General features: G+C 66.7%; 14 protein-coding genes. 1 reads left to right on the top strand and 13 read right to left on the bottom strand.

Features of this window, described 5'->3' with window-relative positions; translation table 11 throughout:
* Nucleotides 1-2: 2 nt before the first annotated feature.
* The 5 genes from ACHMWQ_RS21275 to ACHMWQ_RS21255 all read right to left on the bottom strand — a co-directional run bounded on the left by ACHMWQ_RS21275 (nucleotide 3) and on the right by ACHMWQ_RS21255 (nucleotide 5113).
* Nucleotides 3-416, bottom strand: a complete 414-nt coding sequence (locus ACHMWQ_RS21275; protein ID WP_396308989.1) for a type II toxin-antitoxin system VapC family toxin — start codon at nucleotides 414-416, stop codon at nucleotides 3-5.
* A complete protein-coding gene (locus tag ACHMWQ_RS21270; protein WP_396308988.1) occupies nucleotides 413-850 on the bottom strand; it encodes a hypothetical protein in 438 nt (145 codons plus the stop codon). Before ACHMWQ_RS21270 ends, ACHMWQ_RS21275 begins: the two co-directional genes overlap by 4 nt.
* 73 nt (nucleotides 851-923) lie before the next feature.
* Nucleotides 924-2288, bottom strand: coding sequence for a glutamine synthetase family protein (locus ACHMWQ_RS21265; protein WP_396308987.1), 1365 nt, complete (start codon nucleotides 2286-2288; stop codon nucleotides 924-926).
* A 186-nt stretch (nucleotides 2289-2474) separates the two neighbouring features.
* Entirely contained in the window at nucleotides 2475-4055 is a 1581-nt protein-coding gene (locus tag ACHMWQ_RS21260) for an amino acid permease (protein ID WP_396308986.1), read from the bottom strand.
* A 194-nt stretch (nucleotides 4056-4249) separates the two neighbouring features.
* Nucleotides 4250-5113 carry an N-formylglutamate amidohydrolase gene (locus tag ACHMWQ_RS21255; protein WP_396308985.1) on the bottom strand — a complete coding sequence of 288 codons (864 nt, stop codon included), beginning with the start codon at nucleotides 5111-5113 and terminating at the stop codon, nucleotides 4250-4252.
* 122 nt (nucleotides 5114-5235) lie between these two features.
* On the opposite strand from ACHMWQ_RS21255, the gene ACHMWQ_RS21250 reads away from it, so the two are divergent.
* The gene (locus tag ACHMWQ_RS21250; protein WP_354550778.1) at nucleotides 5236-6075 is read left to right on the top strand and encodes a MurR/RpiR family transcriptional regulator; all 840 of its coding nucleotides are present in this window, start codon (nucleotides 5236-5238) and stop codon (nucleotides 6073-6075) included.
* Between the two features lie 275 nt (nucleotides 6076-6350).
* Here the strand turns inward: ACHMWQ_RS21250 and ACHMWQ_RS21245 are convergent, their stop codons facing one another.
* From ACHMWQ_RS21245 to ACHMWQ_RS21210, 8 genes are all read right to left on the bottom strand, one after another.
* Nucleotides 6351-7733, bottom strand: coding sequence for an FGGY-family carbohydrate kinase (locus tag ACHMWQ_RS21245; protein ID WP_396308984.1), 1383 nt, complete (start codon nucleotides 7731-7733; stop codon nucleotides 6351-6353).
* An 8-nt stretch (nucleotides 7734-7741) separates the two neighbouring features.
* On the bottom strand, nucleotides 7742-8104 hold the full coding sequence (gene rhaM / locus ACHMWQ_RS21240; RefSeq protein WP_396308983.1) for an L-rhamnose mutarotase: 363 nt from the start codon (nucleotides 8102-8104) through the stop codon (nucleotides 7742-7744).
* A 23-nt stretch (nucleotides 8105-8127) separates the two neighbouring features.
* Complete coding sequence (locus tag ACHMWQ_RS21235) at nucleotides 8128-9498, bottom strand: FGGY-family carbohydrate kinase (protein WP_396308982.1); 1371 nt, start codon at nucleotides 9496-9498, stop codon at nucleotides 8128-8130.
* A 5-nt stretch (nucleotides 9499-9503) separates the two neighbouring features.
* Nucleotides 9504-10559, bottom strand: a complete 1056-nt coding sequence (locus tag ACHMWQ_RS21230) for a class II aldolase/adducin family protein (RefSeq protein WP_396308981.1) — start codon at nucleotides 10557-10559, stop codon at nucleotides 9504-9506.
* A gap of 351 nt (nucleotides 10560-10910) precedes the next feature.
* Entirely contained in the window at nucleotides 10911-12017 is a 1107-nt protein-coding gene (locus tag ACHMWQ_RS21225) for a substrate-binding domain-containing protein (protein WP_354550771.1), read from the bottom strand.
* A gap of 68 nt (nucleotides 12018-12085) precedes the next feature.
* Nucleotides 12086-13036, bottom strand: coding sequence for an ABC transporter permease (locus ACHMWQ_RS21220; protein WP_354550770.1), 951 nt, complete (start codon nucleotides 13034-13036; stop codon nucleotides 12086-12088).
* Between the two features lie 7 nt (nucleotides 13037-13043).
* Nucleotides 13044-14030 (bottom strand): ABC transporter permease, encoded by a 987-nt coding sequence (locus ACHMWQ_RS21215; RefSeq protein ID WP_396308980.1) that lies wholly within the window; start codon nucleotides 14028-14030, stop codon nucleotides 13044-13046.
* Nucleotides 14030-15538, bottom strand: a complete 1509-nt coding sequence (locus ACHMWQ_RS21210; protein WP_396308979.1) for a sugar ABC transporter ATP-binding protein — start codon at nucleotides 15536-15538, stop codon at nucleotides 14030-14032. Before ACHMWQ_RS21210 ends, ACHMWQ_RS21215 begins: the two co-directional genes overlap by 1 nt.
* Between the last annotated feature and the right edge of the window lie 29 nt (nucleotides 15539-15567).

Here is a 15567-nt window from a genome sequence, read left to right as displayed (position 1 = left end):
TTTCAACAAGCAATAGCCCGGACGTGCCCGGCTTCAGCATAGTCAAGGATAAGGCGGTCTCGAGTCATTATTGTGAGATCATATTCCCGGGCTGTCGCGATGATGATCCGGTCGGCGGGATCGCGCGGGGGAGTTCCGGGTAGAAAAGCGGAATCGATGAGAACGCCCGGCGGCAACTGGGCCAGCCTTAGATTGGGCGCCTTCAGGAGCCGATCCAGCCAGGCCTTCGGTCGCGTCGGCAGAGTCAGTCGATTGCGCGCGACGAGGAGCCCGATTTCCCATGCCGATATGGGCGACAGGAAGACCGGCATAGCTTCGTCCTCGGCATCGTCCAGCGCCGCAATGGCGGGCTCGGCCAACTCGGCGTTGCCCGCGACCCAGATCATGGCGCAGGTATCGAGAAGAAGCTGCGTCACGCGGCATCCTCACGACCCTGGCTCGATTTGCCCCATGCCATATCGGCCCATTCGCCATCCGCCGGAGCCGTCAGATCGGTTCCCGGTGCGATCGTGAACGTACCGGCCATGTAGCCAAAGAGTGGGTTGCGGCGAGGCGACTTCTTGCCGGCCGCTTTGCCGCCTTCGCCTGTCTGGCGGGACGAGGCGATAGGCTTGACCCGACGAAAGACGAGGTTGCGGCCTTCCAGGTCCACCTGCTCGGTTTCAAAGCCGGCCGACAGCCACGCCTTCGTCATGACGTTGTTGCTGGCATTGTTGCTCCACCAGGCCCGATGCGTTTGGGATGGCGGAAGCGGAAAGCCCAGAATTCCCTCGATCTCCTCGAACGTCATCCGGATCTCCGACTCTGTGCAGCGTTCGAGGAAGTGGGCCAGCGGGTCATATTTGCTCATGGGGCCTCCCTCCAAAGAGTTCAGGTGACGCTAGGGAATAAACATGAGTGTGTCAAATACACACTCTATGTGTTCAGTACCGCTCGAAGCCGCGCTGCAACTCCCAATCCGTGACGCGGCGGTCATATTCGTGCTGCTCCCAGCGGGCGGTGTGCAGATAGTGCTCGACCACCTCGTCTCCCAGGGCCGCGCGCAGCACCTTGGACCCGTCCAGCGCTGCGATCGCGTCGCGCAGCGTCTTCGGCACCTCGGGCAGGTCGGCGGCATAATAGGCGTCGCCGGCGAAGGCCGGTTCCAGTTCCAGCTTCTCGTCGATGCCGTGCAGGCCGGCCGCGATCAGGCCCGAGAAGGCGAGATAGGGGTTCAGGTCGGAGCCGCCGATGCGGCATTCGGTGCGCACCGACTTGCCCTCGCCGACGACGCGGAAGCCGGCGGTGCGGTTGTCGACGGACCAGACGGTCTTGGTCGGCGCGAAGGTGCCGACCTGGAAGCGCTTGTAGGAGTTGATGTAGGGGGCGAGGAAGGCCGTCATCTCGCCGGCATGCGCCAGATGGCCGGCGAGCCAGGATTTCATCGTCGCCGACATGCCGAGCGTGTCCTTCGGATCAGAGAACAGCGCCTTCTTGCCGGAGGCGTCCCAGAGCGAGGAATGGATGTGCGACGAGGAGCCGGCGAGGTCGTAGCGCCACTTCGCCATGAAGGTGACGGCGCGGTTCTGGAGATGGGCGATCTCCTTGATGCCGTTCTTCATGATGACGTGCCAGTCGGCCATTTCGAGGGCTTCCGCATAGCGGATGTTGACCTCTTCCTGGCCCGGGCCCCATTCGCCCTTGGAATTCTCGATCGGGATGCCGGCGCCCATCAGGCCGTTGCGGATGGCGCGCAGCAGCGGCTCGTTCTTGGTCGTCTGGAGGATCTGGTAATCCTCGATATTGTCGCCCATCGTCTTCAGGCCGCGCCAGCGCTTGCCGCTCGCGCTTTCGGTCGTCTCGTTGAAGGCGTAGAATTCGAGTTCCGAGGCGAAGAACGCCTTCATGTCGCGGTCGGCCAGTCGCTTCAGCTGCGCCTTCAGGATCGAGCGCGGCGCATGGGCGAGGTCCTCGCCATGATGGTCGCAGACATCGGCCAGCATCAGCGCCGTGCCCTCGAGCCAGGGAATGCGGCGCAGCGTCGTGATGTCCGGCTTCAGCACGAAATCGCCATAGCCCTTCTCCCAGCTCGCCGCCTTGTAGCCGGGCACCGGCTCCATATCGATGTCGACGGTGAGGAGATAGTTGCAGGCATGCGTTTCGTTGATGGCGCTGTCGAGGAAGAAGCGGCCGGTGAAGCGCTTGCCGACGAGGCGTCCCTGCATGTCGGGGAAGGCCACGATCACCGTGTCGATCGTGCCGTCGGCGATTGCCGTCTCGAGCTCATTCAGCGTCAGGTTTCCGGCCATGGCAGTTCCTTGTTCGATCCGTCGAGCGCTTCTGCTTGCGGGCAGCCCGATCGGATCCGGCCGCCCTCCAGCCCTTCGGGCCGGGGCAAGAAGCGGTGAGCCTCAGTGCCGGAGGCGCACCTCCGGGATGGCAGCATGCCGCTTGGGCGGGACCGGGCAGCGAGTGGGCCGCCCGGTCCGCAAGGTTCAGATCTCGCCAACCGCCTTTTCCGCCGCGGCGATTTCGGCCTGCCGCTTGGCGATGACGTCGCCGATCGGCGGTCCCTGGAAGCGGCGGTTCTCGAAGGCGAGCCAGATGATCGCCGTCAGTACCAGGAAGCCGATGGTGATGTAGAGCGCCCATTCGTTCGGCGGCTGAACGCCGATGAAGAAGATCAGCACCATAGAGATGATGGAGAGTACAGCGAACAGGGAGAACAGGCCGCGCCCCATGTTCCACGGCCCCATCGCCGGCCATTTGGCCGTGCCATAGGCAAACAGGCCCAGCACGATCGGGATGACGAAGGAGAAGAACAGGAAGATGACCGTGCAGGAGACGACGATCGTATAGACCGGCGTGTCGCCGATCGAGACGAGCGACGAGCCCCAGACGAACAGCACGGCGAGGATCGCGCCGGTCCAGATCGCCGCGACTGGCGTGCGGAACTTCGGGCTCACCTTGGACAGCGCCCGCGAGGCCGGCAGGCCGCCATCGCGCGAGAAGGCGAAGATCATGCGCGACACCGAGGTCACCGTCGCCAGGCCGCAGAGGAACTGCGAGAGGAAGATCGCGATATAGAGGATGACCTTGACCGTCGGGTTCACCTGGGCGTCCATGCCCCAGAAGAAGACGTTCCAGCCCTGCTTGGCCGCGTCGTCCATGTTGGGCAGCATCAGCACGAACGAGCACAGCATGATGTAGCCGAACACGGCCGACCAGACGACCGACATCACCATGCCGCGCGGCACGGAGTGGGCGGCCTTCACGGTCTCCTCGGAAGTATGCGCCGAGGCGTCGTAGCCGGTGATCGTATAGATCGGCAGCAACAGGCCGAGCAGGAAAACCCACCAGCCCGACACGGCCGGCCAGACCGGCGCGCCGGTCAGCGTGCCGTCGGCGGCCATCGTCGCCTGGCCGGAATAATTGCCGAAGGTGAAGAGCCGGGCGAAATCATAGCTCGGCGCGGCGGCGAGGCAGACGATCGCCAGCACCACGGCGGTGACGAAGATCAGATAGCCGGAGAAGTCGGTGAGCTTGGCGGTGAGGCCGATGCCCATGTGGTTGATCAGCGCCTGCGCGCCGGTCAGCACGGTGAGGAACAGCACGCGCGAGGTCGTCGTGTCTTCCCAGCCGAAGGTCGGGCCGAAGGCGCCGACGAAGAAGTAGTAGGTGCCGACATTGATGGCGCCGAGCACGGTGACGAGGCCGAGCAGGTTGAACCAGGCCGTGACCCAGCCGGTGAAGCGGTTGCCGAGGATCGAGCCCCAGTGATAGAGGCCGCCGGCGGTCGGATAGGCGGAGCTGATCTGCGCCATCGCCAGCGCGAAGACGCCCGAGATCAGGCAGCCGACCGGCCAGCCGATGCCGATGCCGGCGCCGCCGGCGCCCGACGTCGCCTGGGCGAGCGAATTGATGCCGCCCGAGAGAATGCAGATGATCGAAAACGAGATGGCGAAGTTCGAGAAGCGGCTCATCCGCCGTTCGAGCTCCTGTGCGTAGCCCATGGAATGGAGGACGTGGATGTCCGCCTTCTTGTCGCTGTCGGAATACCCCTCGCGATGGCTCATCAAGTGCTCCCGTCTCTGTTGCCCGTCCGGCCGCAGCCCGGCTGCGTTTCGGATCGGATGAAGTTCCCCTTTGTTCCGCGCCGGGCGGCGATATCCGCTCGGGTAGTTTCGGGCTTTCGGTCTGCGCCGTTCGGCCCGCCCTGCTTCCTGCTTGTTCTTGTCGTTCGCCGTCGCGGAGGACGGCGTTGTCTCCCTTAGTCTTCCTGCGCCGGTGAAAGGCCGAGCGCGGCGGCGCTTTCGACGAGCGCGTCGCCCAGCCGCTCGACCCAGGCCGCGACATCGGTGGCGCTCTCGACGAGATCGTTGCGAACCTCGATCATGACGTGCGGCAGGCCGCGGTCGAAGCCGTGCCGGCGGATCGTGTAGTCGACATTGTCGCGCGCCGAATAGGGCTCGTCGTCGCCGACCACCAGCGCGGGATCGCGCCGGAGCGCCGACAGCATCGCCTCGGCAAAGCTGCGCTCGCCGCTGGAAATCATGCCGACATGCCAGGGCCGCGACATGCCGCGATAGACCGGCGTGAAGGAATGCAGCGTGACGATCACGCTGGGCTTCCCGGCTGCGACGCGCGCCTCGACGAGATCGTCGATCGCGGCGTGGAACGGCGCCCAGATCGCGTCGACGCGCTGCTGCCGCGCATCCGGCCCGAGATCCTGGTTTCCGGGGATCGCGGTATCTTCCGACAGCGTCGTGATCGCGTCCGGCAGGCCCGGCTCGCGGTTGCAGTCGATGACGAGGCGCGAATAGCTCTGCAGGATCGCCGGGCCGCCAAGCCGGGCGGCGAGGCCCAGCGTCATCGCCGCCGCGCCGGGATCCCAGGCGATGTGGCGCGTCAGCGCCTCGGCCGGCAGGCCGAGGTCGCCGAGTGCCTTGGGAAGGCGGTTGGAGGCGTGTTCGCAGAGAAAGACGAAGGGGCCGGCGGCGCTGTCCTGGAGATCGACCACGGGCGGCTCGTCGCTCGCGAGCAAGGGCGTTGCCGCCTCGTCTGCCGCGCCTGCCAAGCCATCCGCCATCACCCGATCCCCCGATCGCCGCGCCTGATACCGGCGCTGCGACATCGTTCGACTCCCCGATGCCGCTGAACTGAAATATACGTTACAGGGTGGGTGTTGCGCGTCAATTCTGAAGTGCAGGCGTCAACTGCCTTCCGATGCGGCAACAGGGGCGGCGGCAGAGCGGCATGAACAGCGGGAATGGGGCTTCGATCGCCGAGCAGATTCGGCGCGATCTCGGGCGGCTGACGCCGAATGAACGTCGCGCGGCGCATCGGCTGCTGGCCGAATATCCGATGGCGGGGCTCGATACGGCGGCCCGCTTCGGCGAGGCGGCCGGCGTCAGCGCACCGACCGTGCTGCGGATGATCGCCAAGCTCGGCTTTTCCAGCTATGGCGCCTTCCAGGACGGGCTGAAGCAGGAGCTGGCGGCGCAGCGCGCCACGCCCCTGACCAAGGGCGGCATCCGGCCGGCCGGCGATCCGCTCGATGCGTTCGCGCTGGCCGCAATCGCCAATCTCCGCGCCACGGCGGAGAACGTACCGCGCGAGGAATTCGACGCCGCCGTGCGGCTGATCGCCGACCCAAGGCGGCCGCTGCATCTGCTGGGCGGCCGCTTCACCGATGCGATCGCCGCCTATATGGCCGCGCATCTGCGCGTGCTGCGGCCGCATGTCCAGCATATCGAGGGCCAGCCGGCGGCCTGGTTCGACCGTCTGCTCGACATCGGCAAGCAGGACGTGATCGTCCTGTTCGACATCCGGCGCTATTCCGACGATCTCGTCGTCTTTGCCGAGCGTGCGGCCCGGCAGGGGGCGCGGATCATCCTGATCACCGATCCCTGGCTTTCGCCGATCTCCAAGGTCGCCCGCCATGTCCTGCCGGCGCATGTGCCGGCGCCGTCGGTGTGGGATTCGAGCGCCGGCCTGCTGCTGCTCGCCGAGGCGCTGACGGCTGCCGTCGCCGAGCAGAGCCGCGTGGCCCGCGACCGGCTGGAAGCGCTGGAACGCCTGCGCCGGGGCGAGTGAACGCGGGGGCTTCTTTTACCTCTCCCTGAGGGAGGCTTCGCATAGCCGCGAAGATCTTCATTCGAAACTTCAGCGCGTGGGAGCGTTCGTCGCCCCGGCGAAGGCCGGGGCCCATGAACATCGGCCCAGCAAACCCTGGCTAGCCTCTCTCCGGCGAGCCTGCGGGTATGGATCCCGGCCTCCGCCGGGATGACGGCCTTGGTACTTGGCGAGGGTGGGAAGGGCATCCTCAGCATGTTGAGAGGATGGTACTCTCTCAGAGATGCCCCCGCTTCTCACTCCGTCGTCTCGCGCCAGGCGGTCGCGTAGGCCGTGAGGTCGTGCGCGAAGGGCGGGGCGGGATCGGCGTCGGGGAGGCCAGGGCCGACGCCTTCCGGGCCCTTGGCGAGCAGGGCCGCGCCTTCGGTCGTGCCGGTGGCATCGGTGCGGGCGACCACGGGGCGGCCGACGATGCTGGTCAGCGCCGACAGGAACAGCGCGTTGCGGGAGATCGGCCCTTCGACGACGATCGGGCCGGCGGCGCCTGTCAGTTGCAGGCAGGTCTCGGCGGTCAGCGCGCAATAGAGGCTTGCCGCCACGATCCTCTCGCCCGGCGTCAGCGTCGCCGGATCATGGCTCCAATGCCCCTCGCGGAAGGCGAAGGGCCCCGTGCCGGGCGCGAACGACGGCAGCGCCATGATCCGCTCGTTCACGACGCGGGCAATCTCCGCCTCGGTCGGCACGGCCTTCGAATCGCCGGTCAGCAGCGAATATTCGCGTCCCGCCATGAAACGGGCCGAGGGCACGGCGCGGCCGAGCGCATCGACATTGGCGAGGCAGTCGCGGGCCGGGTCGAGATCGGCGATCGAGCCGCCGACGGCGAACAGGATCAGCCAGGTGCCGGTCGAGATCACCGAGAACGGCGCGCGGCGACGCAGGACATGCGGCAGCAGGCTGGCATTGCTGTCATGGATGCCGGCGACGACGCGGCAATCGGCGGGCAACCCCGTCTTCGCGGCGAGTGCCGGCAGGAGCGTGCCGGCGGTGTCCCAGGGATGCACCATCGGCGGGAACAGCTTCGACCAGCCGCGATCATCGGCGAGCCGGGAGAAGGTGCCGGCCTCCGGGTTCCAGAGGTCGGTATGGCAGCCAAGCGTCGTCGGCTCGCTGACGGCGACGCCGGTCAGCCGCCAGACCCAGTATTGCGGATAGAACAGGATCGTCTTCGCGCGGCCGAAGGCGGAAGGGTAGGTCCGCTCCTGCCAGAACAATTGCCGACCGACATTGAGTCCGCCCGGCAGGTCCGGCGACAGCGTCTCCCAGAACGCCCCGCGCAGGGCGCGGTAGGCCTCGGCGACGGAATCCGGTCCCTTGAACTCATAGTCGAGGATCGGCATGACGAGGTCGTCGCCGTCGGTGACGGCGATCGCCGCGCCATGGGTGGTGGTCGAGATGCAGCCGACCGCCGCCTGGCCGGCGAATTCCGCCAGGCCCTCCAGGATCCATTTCCAGATCCGTTCGACGTCGAAATGCGGATAGAGCCCCTCGGTCAGGACCTCGTTGGTGGTGGTGCGGATCGCGAGGATCGCGCGCGTCTCGTCATCGACCAGCGCCAGCTTGGCGTTGGTCTTGCCGATGTCGAGGACGATGGTGGCCTTGGGGAGGGAAGCGTGGGGCATGGAACCGGTCACGGCATGTGGAAGACGGTTTCGAGCGGTGTCGCGATCGGCTCGTTATTCGGATGCGACGCCATGATATCCGCCATATGCGCCCACCAGCGCTGCATGACGGGATAGCCGGGCAGGGCGTCCATGCCGTGATCGTCGGTGCGCCAGAGCACGGCGAACAGCGTCGAGGTCTCGCGGTCCAGATGGATCGAATAGTCCGAGACGCCGGCTTCCTTCAGCAGGGCCGAAAGCTCCGGCCAGATCTCGTCATGGCGGCGCTTGTATTCCGCTTCCTGGCCCGGATGGAGTTGCATCTTGAAGGCGTATTTCTGCACGGGAATCTCCTGGACGGATCGCGGGACGTCTCCGCGCGACCATAACATTTCAGAGCCGGATGGGTGATGCCTCAGGCTTCCGCCTGCTCTTTCCACTGCGCCGCATAGGCCGCGAAATCGCCGCCGAGCGGTTCGGCAGGCATCGGGTCCGGCGCGGCCTTGCGGCTGGAATCGGGGCCATCGGCCAGCAACGCCGCGCCTTCCGTCGTGCCGGTCGCATCCGGACGGCCGATCACCGGCCGGTCGACCAGCGCCGCTAGCGCCGCGAGGAACAGTCGGTTTTTGGCAAACGGGCCTTCGATCAGCACAGGCCCCTGCGCGCCGGTGAGGGTCAGGCAGGTCTCGGCGACGAGGGCGACATAGAGGCTGGCCGCCGCCGTCCGCTCGCCCGGCGCAAGCGTCGCAGGCTCGACCGACCAACTGCCCCGGCGATTGCCGAAAGGTCCGTTGCCGGCGACGAAGGCGGGCAGCGCCATGATCTTGCGCCCGAGGACGGTGGCGATCTCCGCCGGGGACGGCTCGGTCGCCTTGCCGTCGGTCAGGATCTCGAATTCGCGCCCCGCCATCGACATGGCCGACGGCACCGGCCGGGCGAAGGCATCGGCATAGGCGAGGCCGCCGCGCTCGGGGTGCAGATGATCGAGGCTGCCGCCGGCGGCGAACGAGATCATCCAGGTGCCGGTCGAGATCACGGTAAAGGGCAGGGCGCGGCCCAATATGTGGGGCAGCAGGCTGGCGTTTGAGTCATGAATGCCGGCGACGACGCGGCAATTGGGGGACAGGCCGGTCCGTTCCGCGATCTCGGGCAGCACGGGCCCAACCGTGTCCCAGGGCGCGGCGCGGGGCGGGAACAGCTTTGTCCAGCCCTGCGCGTCGGCGAGCTTCGAATATGTCTGGCCACGGCCATTCCAGAGGTCGCTATGCGCGCCGAACGAGGTCGCCTCGGCGACGCGCTTTCCGGTCAGCCGCCAGACCCAGTATTGCGGATAGGGCACGATCGCTGTCGCCTTCGCGAATTCCTCGGGGAAGCGGCGCGCCATCCAGAACAATTGCCGCCCGGCATTGAGCCCGCCCGGCAGGTCGGGCGACAGGATCTCGGCAAAGTCGCCGCGTGCGGAACGGTAGTCATCGGCGAATTCGTCGGGACCGGCGAATTCATAGTCCAGCACCGGGAGCGCCAGTCCGTCGTGGCCCAGCACCGCGATCGCCGCGCCATGCGTCGTCGTCGAGATCGCGGTGATCTCGGCCTGGCCGGCAAATTCCGTCAGTCCCTCGAGAAACCATTCCCAGATGCCGTCGACGTCGAAATGCGGGTAGGGCGGTCCCGGCTGGACGGTGTTCTTGCGGGTGCGGATGGCGAGCACGGCGCGGCTGTCGAAATCGAGCAGCGCCAGCTTGGCGTTCGACTTGCCGATGTCGAGGACGGCGACAGCTTTGGGCATGATGGTCAGTTCTTCGCGGCGGCGGCAAGCGAGCGGCGATAGATCTCGGCGTCCCACGTCACCAGCTCCTGTTCCTCATCGACCGTGAGGAAGCGGAGCGACGCGTCGGCCTCGATCCGGCCGGTCACGTCGGCCAAAGCGCGGGCGAGCGCGTCGCCGCCGCGCAGCACCTCGCGGTGGATCAGCACGCCCTTGCCAGGCACGGCGAGCAGCATGGGCGGCAGCTCCGAACGTTCGGCGACAGCGGAGGGCGTATCGCCTTCGGCCAGCACCGCGGTGCCACTGCCGAGGAACACGACGTGATCGGGATAGAGCGTGCCGCGCGCTGCGATGGCGAGGCGGGCGGGATCGGTCGCGGTGGCATGCGCCGCCGGGTCGGTCGGCAGGCGATAGGGCGAGCCCTCGGCCAGCGCTTCCAGCGCGGCGATATCGGCGGCCGGGGCCGGGCGAACGGGCTCCGCCAGCGCCGTGCCGACGCGCTCGATCAGGGCGACCGCCTCGGCCACCGTCTCGGCGGCGACGATCAGGCCATGATTGCCGAGGAGTACGACGTTGGTGCCGGCCGGCGACACGGCGTCGATCTCGCGCGCGAGCGGCAGGCCTGGCTTCACATAGGGAACATAGGACCAGACGATGCCGTCGATCCCGTCCAGCCGGGCGGCGATGGCGTCGCGCGCATCGGCGCGGGCGACCTGCGCGACCGTCTCGACGCAATGGATGTGCAGCACCACGGCTTGCGGCAGCACGGCATGGACCGAGGTTTCGACCGAGGGGCGCAGTCCCTGCGGATTGGCGTCCGCGACGACGAAATCCGTCGCCTTGGCGGCGCGCTCGTCATTGGCGTGGATCGCGTCGAGCAGCGGCGGCAGCGAGACAGGCAGGAAGATCTCGCGCTCCTCGGCTTCCGCGAGCCAGGTGCCGGACGCCTTGACCCAGAGTACGCCGGCGCGCTTCAGCGAGGTATTGCCGCCGGCCGCCTGCGTGCGCAGCGGATCGCGCCCCAGCATGGCGGAGGCCTGGCGAAGGGCTGCGAATTCGGCGTCGTCGGTATGCGTGGTCAAGTTCCGGCTCCGGATGGGTAGGTGGTAGCGCGCTCTTTTACTTCTCCCCCAGGGAGAGGTCGGAGCAACGGTTGAAGGCCGTCCTGCAAGTCTCGATCTCTTCATCCTGAGGTGCCGCCGTCAGGCGGCCTCGAAGGACGCAGGGCATCGGTGCAATCCTGAAATAGACCCGCGCCAGGGCAGTGCGTCCTTCGAGGCTTCGCTGCGCGAAGCACCTCAGGATGATGGAGATGGGGGCGCTGCAGAGCAGCTTGCACGGATGGGCGGAAGTCTTCTCGGGGAGATCGTCGGGACTTCTCAAAGGGAAACGCGGGGCATGGCCAACCATGCCCCGCGTCCAGAAAGCCTCGACTAGAAGTCGAAGTCGTTGATGTTTTCCTTGGTGAAGGTGTAGGGCGCGCCGAGCAGGATCTCGGAGCCGTTGATCACCTGGAGTTCACCGAGCTTGCCGGCCTTGACCGAGGTCGCGCCGGGCTTCAGGTCGCCATCGGCGGCGGCGCGCAGCGTGTACATTGCTGCGTAGCCGAGATCGACGGGGTTCCAGAGCACGACCGATTTGACGCAATCCTTGGCGACATAGGGCTTCATCGCGTTCGGCGTGGCGAGGCCGATGACGGCGACCTTGCCGCACTGGCCGGCCTGGGTGACGGCCTCGGCGGATGCCGGGGTCGCGACCGAGGTCATGCCGAAGATGCCCTTGAGGTCAGCGCCATGCTTGTTGATCAGCGTCGTGGCCTGGTTGAAGGACAGGACGTTGTCTTCCTGCGCTTCGACCGTCTCCAGCCACTTCATCTTGGGATGGCACTTTTCCTGATAGGCGGCCATCTCGGAGATCCAGCGCGCCTGGTTCGGCGTGGTGAAGGTCGATGTGACGATGGCGAACGAGCCGTCCTCGCCGATTTCCTTCGCCATGTTGTCGACGAGCGACTTGGCGATGCCATTGAACTCGGCCTGGTTGACGAACCACTGGCGCGCATTCGGCTCGGAGTTGGCGTCATAGCCGACGACGTTGATGCCGGCGGCGAGTGCCTTCTTCAGCACCGGTGCGATCGCGACGGGATCGTTGGCGGCGAACAGGATGCCGTCGACGCCCGACGTGATGTAGTTGTCGATGAACGAGATCTGCTGGTCGATGTTCGCCTGGGTCGGGCCGTCGGTCTTGGCGTCGACATTGCCCAGCTCCTTGGCGGCGTCGGCAATGCCCTTCGAGGTGGCATTGAAATAGCCGATGCCGATCAGCTTCGGCACGTCGACGACCTTGATCGGCTTGCCCTTGCGATCGGGCTGGTTGGTGACTTCGCCGCCATCATAGGGCTTGGCGACAGGCGCCGCCGCCGTGCCGTCGCAGGCGAGCGGGTTGGTCGGCAGGTCGTCGCCGCCCGTCCAGGTCGCGGCGAGGGCCGCACTGCTCACGCCGAGGCTCAGTCCAATCGCCAGGGCTAGGGTTCTCTTCAGCATTTGCTCTTCTCCTCCAAAATGACGACGGGTCTTTTTTGTTACGGCGAGACCCGATCGTCTCCTCCCGATCAGCCGTCACCGTTGCGGCTGAAGATGTTGCTCGCGACGATCGCGAGTATGAGCACGAGGCCGATGACGACGATGGTGCCGTCTCCCTTGACCCCGGACAGAGCGAGACCGTTCTTCAGCGCCTGCATCAGGATGAGGCCGAGGACGGTGCCGATGATGGTGCCGCGGCCGCCGAAGATCGACGTGCCGCCCAGAACCACGGCCGTGATGACATCGAGCTCCAGCCCGGTGCCCATGTCGGAACGTGTCGTCGAGACGCGCGAGACGAAGATGACGCCGGCCACGCCGGCGACAAGGCCGGAGGCGGTGTAGATCAGCATCTTGGTGCGATCGACGCCGATGCCGGAGAAGCGGGCGCCGGTCTCGTTGGCGCCGGTCGCGTAGGTGGCGCGGCCAAAGGTGGTGAGGCCGAGGATCACGGCGGCGATGATGACGAGCACGCCGAGGATCCAGAGCTGCGTCGGCACGCCCCAGACCTCGCCCTGGCCGAGCACGAAGAACCATTCCGGATAGCCACGCACCGAGCGGGCCTGGCTGATGCCCTCGGCAAGCCCGCGATAGAGCGCCAGCGTCGCCAGCGTCGCGATCAGCGGCGGCACCTTGAAGCGGGTGATGATCAGCCCGTTGATCAGGCCGCCAATGCCGCCGGCGAGCACGGCCAGCACCATGGCGGCCGGCAGCGGCAGGCCGAGATTGTGCCAGAACACGCCGAGCAGGATCGCAGTCAGGCCCAGGATCGAGCCGACAGAGAGATCGATGCCGCCGGTGACGATGACGAAGGTCATCGCCAGCGCGACCAGCCCGACCTCGGTCATCAGCCGGCCCTGGTTGAGCAGGTTGGCGGTGGTGAAGAAGCGATCCGACTGGGTCGCCAGCGCGGCGAGCACGATAACCAGGAGGATGGCGAGGATCGTCTCGTGCCGAAGCAGGGAGCGAAGGGTTGCGGTCATCGGAACGTCACCGGAGCCGGCGTCGACGCGCCATGTCGGCGAGCACGGTGATGAGGATCAGCAGACCCTGCACCGAGCGCAGCCAATAGGCGGAGACGTTGAGGAAGATGAGCGAGGAGGCGATCGCGGCGAACAGGATCGCGGCCAGCGTCGAGCCGATCACCGTGCCGGTGCCGCCGAGGATCGAGACGCCGCCGACGACGGAGGCGGTGATCACGGTCAGCTCCAGATTGGGCGGGACGGTCGACTGGATCACCTGCAACTGGGTTGCGAACAGCACGGCCGCGATGCCGGCGAAGGCGCCGTGGATGGCGAAGACGATCACCGTCGAGCGCTCGACCTGGATGCCGGCGACGCGCGCGGCCTCGACATTGCCGCCGATGGCGTAGATCGTCCGGCCGAAGCTGGAATAGCGCATCCAGAAGGCGACCAGCGCCGTCAGGATCACCATGAACCAGACCGGCGAGGGCACGCCGAGCAGGCGGAACTGCGCGATCAGATAATCCTCGGGCAGGTTGGTGATCCAGGCGCCGGCGGTGACGCTGATCAGCCCGCCCTTGAGGATCGACAGCATGCCGAGCGTCACGACGATGGACGGGATGCGGAGATAGGCGACCAGCGAGCCGACGCCGGCATTGACGACGATGCCGATGAGGACGGGCGCCAGCCAGGCGAGCCAGATCGGATAGCCGTTGACCGCCAGCAGGCCCGAAATCGTCGCCAGCACGCCGATCAGCGAACCGACGGCAACGTCGATATGGCCGGAGATGATGACCAGCGACATGCCGATCGCCGCGACGGCGATATAGGCGTTGCCGGCGAAGATGTTGGAGATGTTGTTGGCGCCGAAGAAGCGCGGGCTGATGATGCCAACGACGATGAACAGCGCCGCGATGGCGCCGAGCAGGATGAATTCCTGGCCATAGGCGGCGACGCGTTTCAGCAGGCGCATCGGCGGGGCGGGACGGGCGGTGACAGGAGCGGACATCGACATCACGCCACCTCCGCCAGCGTCTGGGTCTGCATCATGGCGGTGCCGACGCTGTCGGGCGTCGCATGCGCGCGGTCGAATTCGGCGACGATGCGGCCATTGTTCATGACTAGCACGCGGTCGCTCATGCCGAGCACTTCCGGCAGCTCGCTGGAGATCATCAGCACGGCGAGCCCCTGGCCGGCGAGCCGGCTCATCAGCGCGTGGATTTCCGCCTTGGCGCCAACATCGATGCCGCGCGTCGGCTCGTCCATGATCAGAACGCGCGGCTCCGTCGCCACCCATTTGGCCAGCACGACCTTCTGCTGGTTGCCGCCGGAAAGCTGGCGGACCCGCTGTTCCGGACCGCGGGCGCGGATGCCGAAGCGCTTGATCAGCTCGCGCGCCAGGCTCGATTCCTTGGCGCGGTTGATGATGCTGGCCGTCGAGATCCGGTCGAGCAGCGACAGCGACAGGTTTTCACAGATGGTCTGCGACTTGATCAGGCCCTGCAGGCCGCGATCTTCCGGCACATAGGCGATGCCGAGATCGCGCGCCTGTTTCGGGCTGGTGATGGCGATCGGCTTGCCGTCGAGCAGGATTTCGCCCGAGGTCGCCGGCGTGATGCCGAACATGGTCAGCGCCAGTTCGGTGCGGCCCGATCCGATCAGGCCGGCAATGCCGACGATCTCGCCGGCGCGCAGCGTCAGCGAGATGTTTTCGATTTCGTCGCGATAGCCGACATTGCGCAGTTCCAGAACGGTCGCGCCGATCTCGGTATTGGCCTTCGGGAACAGCTGGTCGACGGGGCGGCCGACCATCATGGAGACCAGTTCGGCCTCGGTGATGTCGCCGATATCGCTTGTGCCGACATAGGCGCCATCGCGCAGCACCGAGACGCGGGTGGCGAGGGCGAAGATCTCGGGCATGCGGTGCGAGACATAGACGATGGCGACGCCGCGATCGCGCAGGCGGCGCACGACGTCCATCAGCCGGCGCGCATCGGCATCGGCAAGCGCCGCCGTCGGCTCGTCCATGATCAGTACGCGGGCGTCCTGCGACAGCGCCTTGGCGATCTCGACGCGCTGGCGGTTGGCGACCGAGAGGCTGCCGACGCGGGCATCGACGTCGAGGTCGTGGCTGTCGAGATCGTCGAGCAGCCGGCGCGCTTCGTTGCGCATCTTCGGCCAGTCGAGGGCGTTCATCGTGGTGCGCGGCGCGTGGCCGAGAAAGATGTTTTCGGCGACCGAGAGCTCGGGGAAGAGCAGGAGTTCCTGGTAGACCGTGGCGATGCCGGCGGCGCGGGCCTCGCGCGGCGAGGCGAAGCGAACGACCTCGCCATTGACGCGGATATCGCCGCTATCGGGGGCATGGACGCCGGCCATGACCTTGATCAGCGTCGACTTTCCCGCGCCGTTCTCTCCCATGAGCGCATGCACTTCGCCCGGTCGGACATCGAAGGAGACGTTCTTCAGCGCGTGAACGCCGGCGAACGACTTCGAGACCCCGTCGAGTGCGAGGATCGGCTGCATAACGTGGCGTTTCCCTTGAATATTCGGCT

The organism is Kaistia sp. UC242_56 (assembly GCF_044452255.1).
In the GTDB taxonomy this organism is placed as follows: domain Bacteria; phylum Pseudomonadota; class Alphaproteobacteria; order Rhizobiales; family Kaistiaceae; genus Kaistia; species Kaistia defluvii_A.
This window is presented reverse-complemented; position numbering and strand designations above follow the sequence as displayed.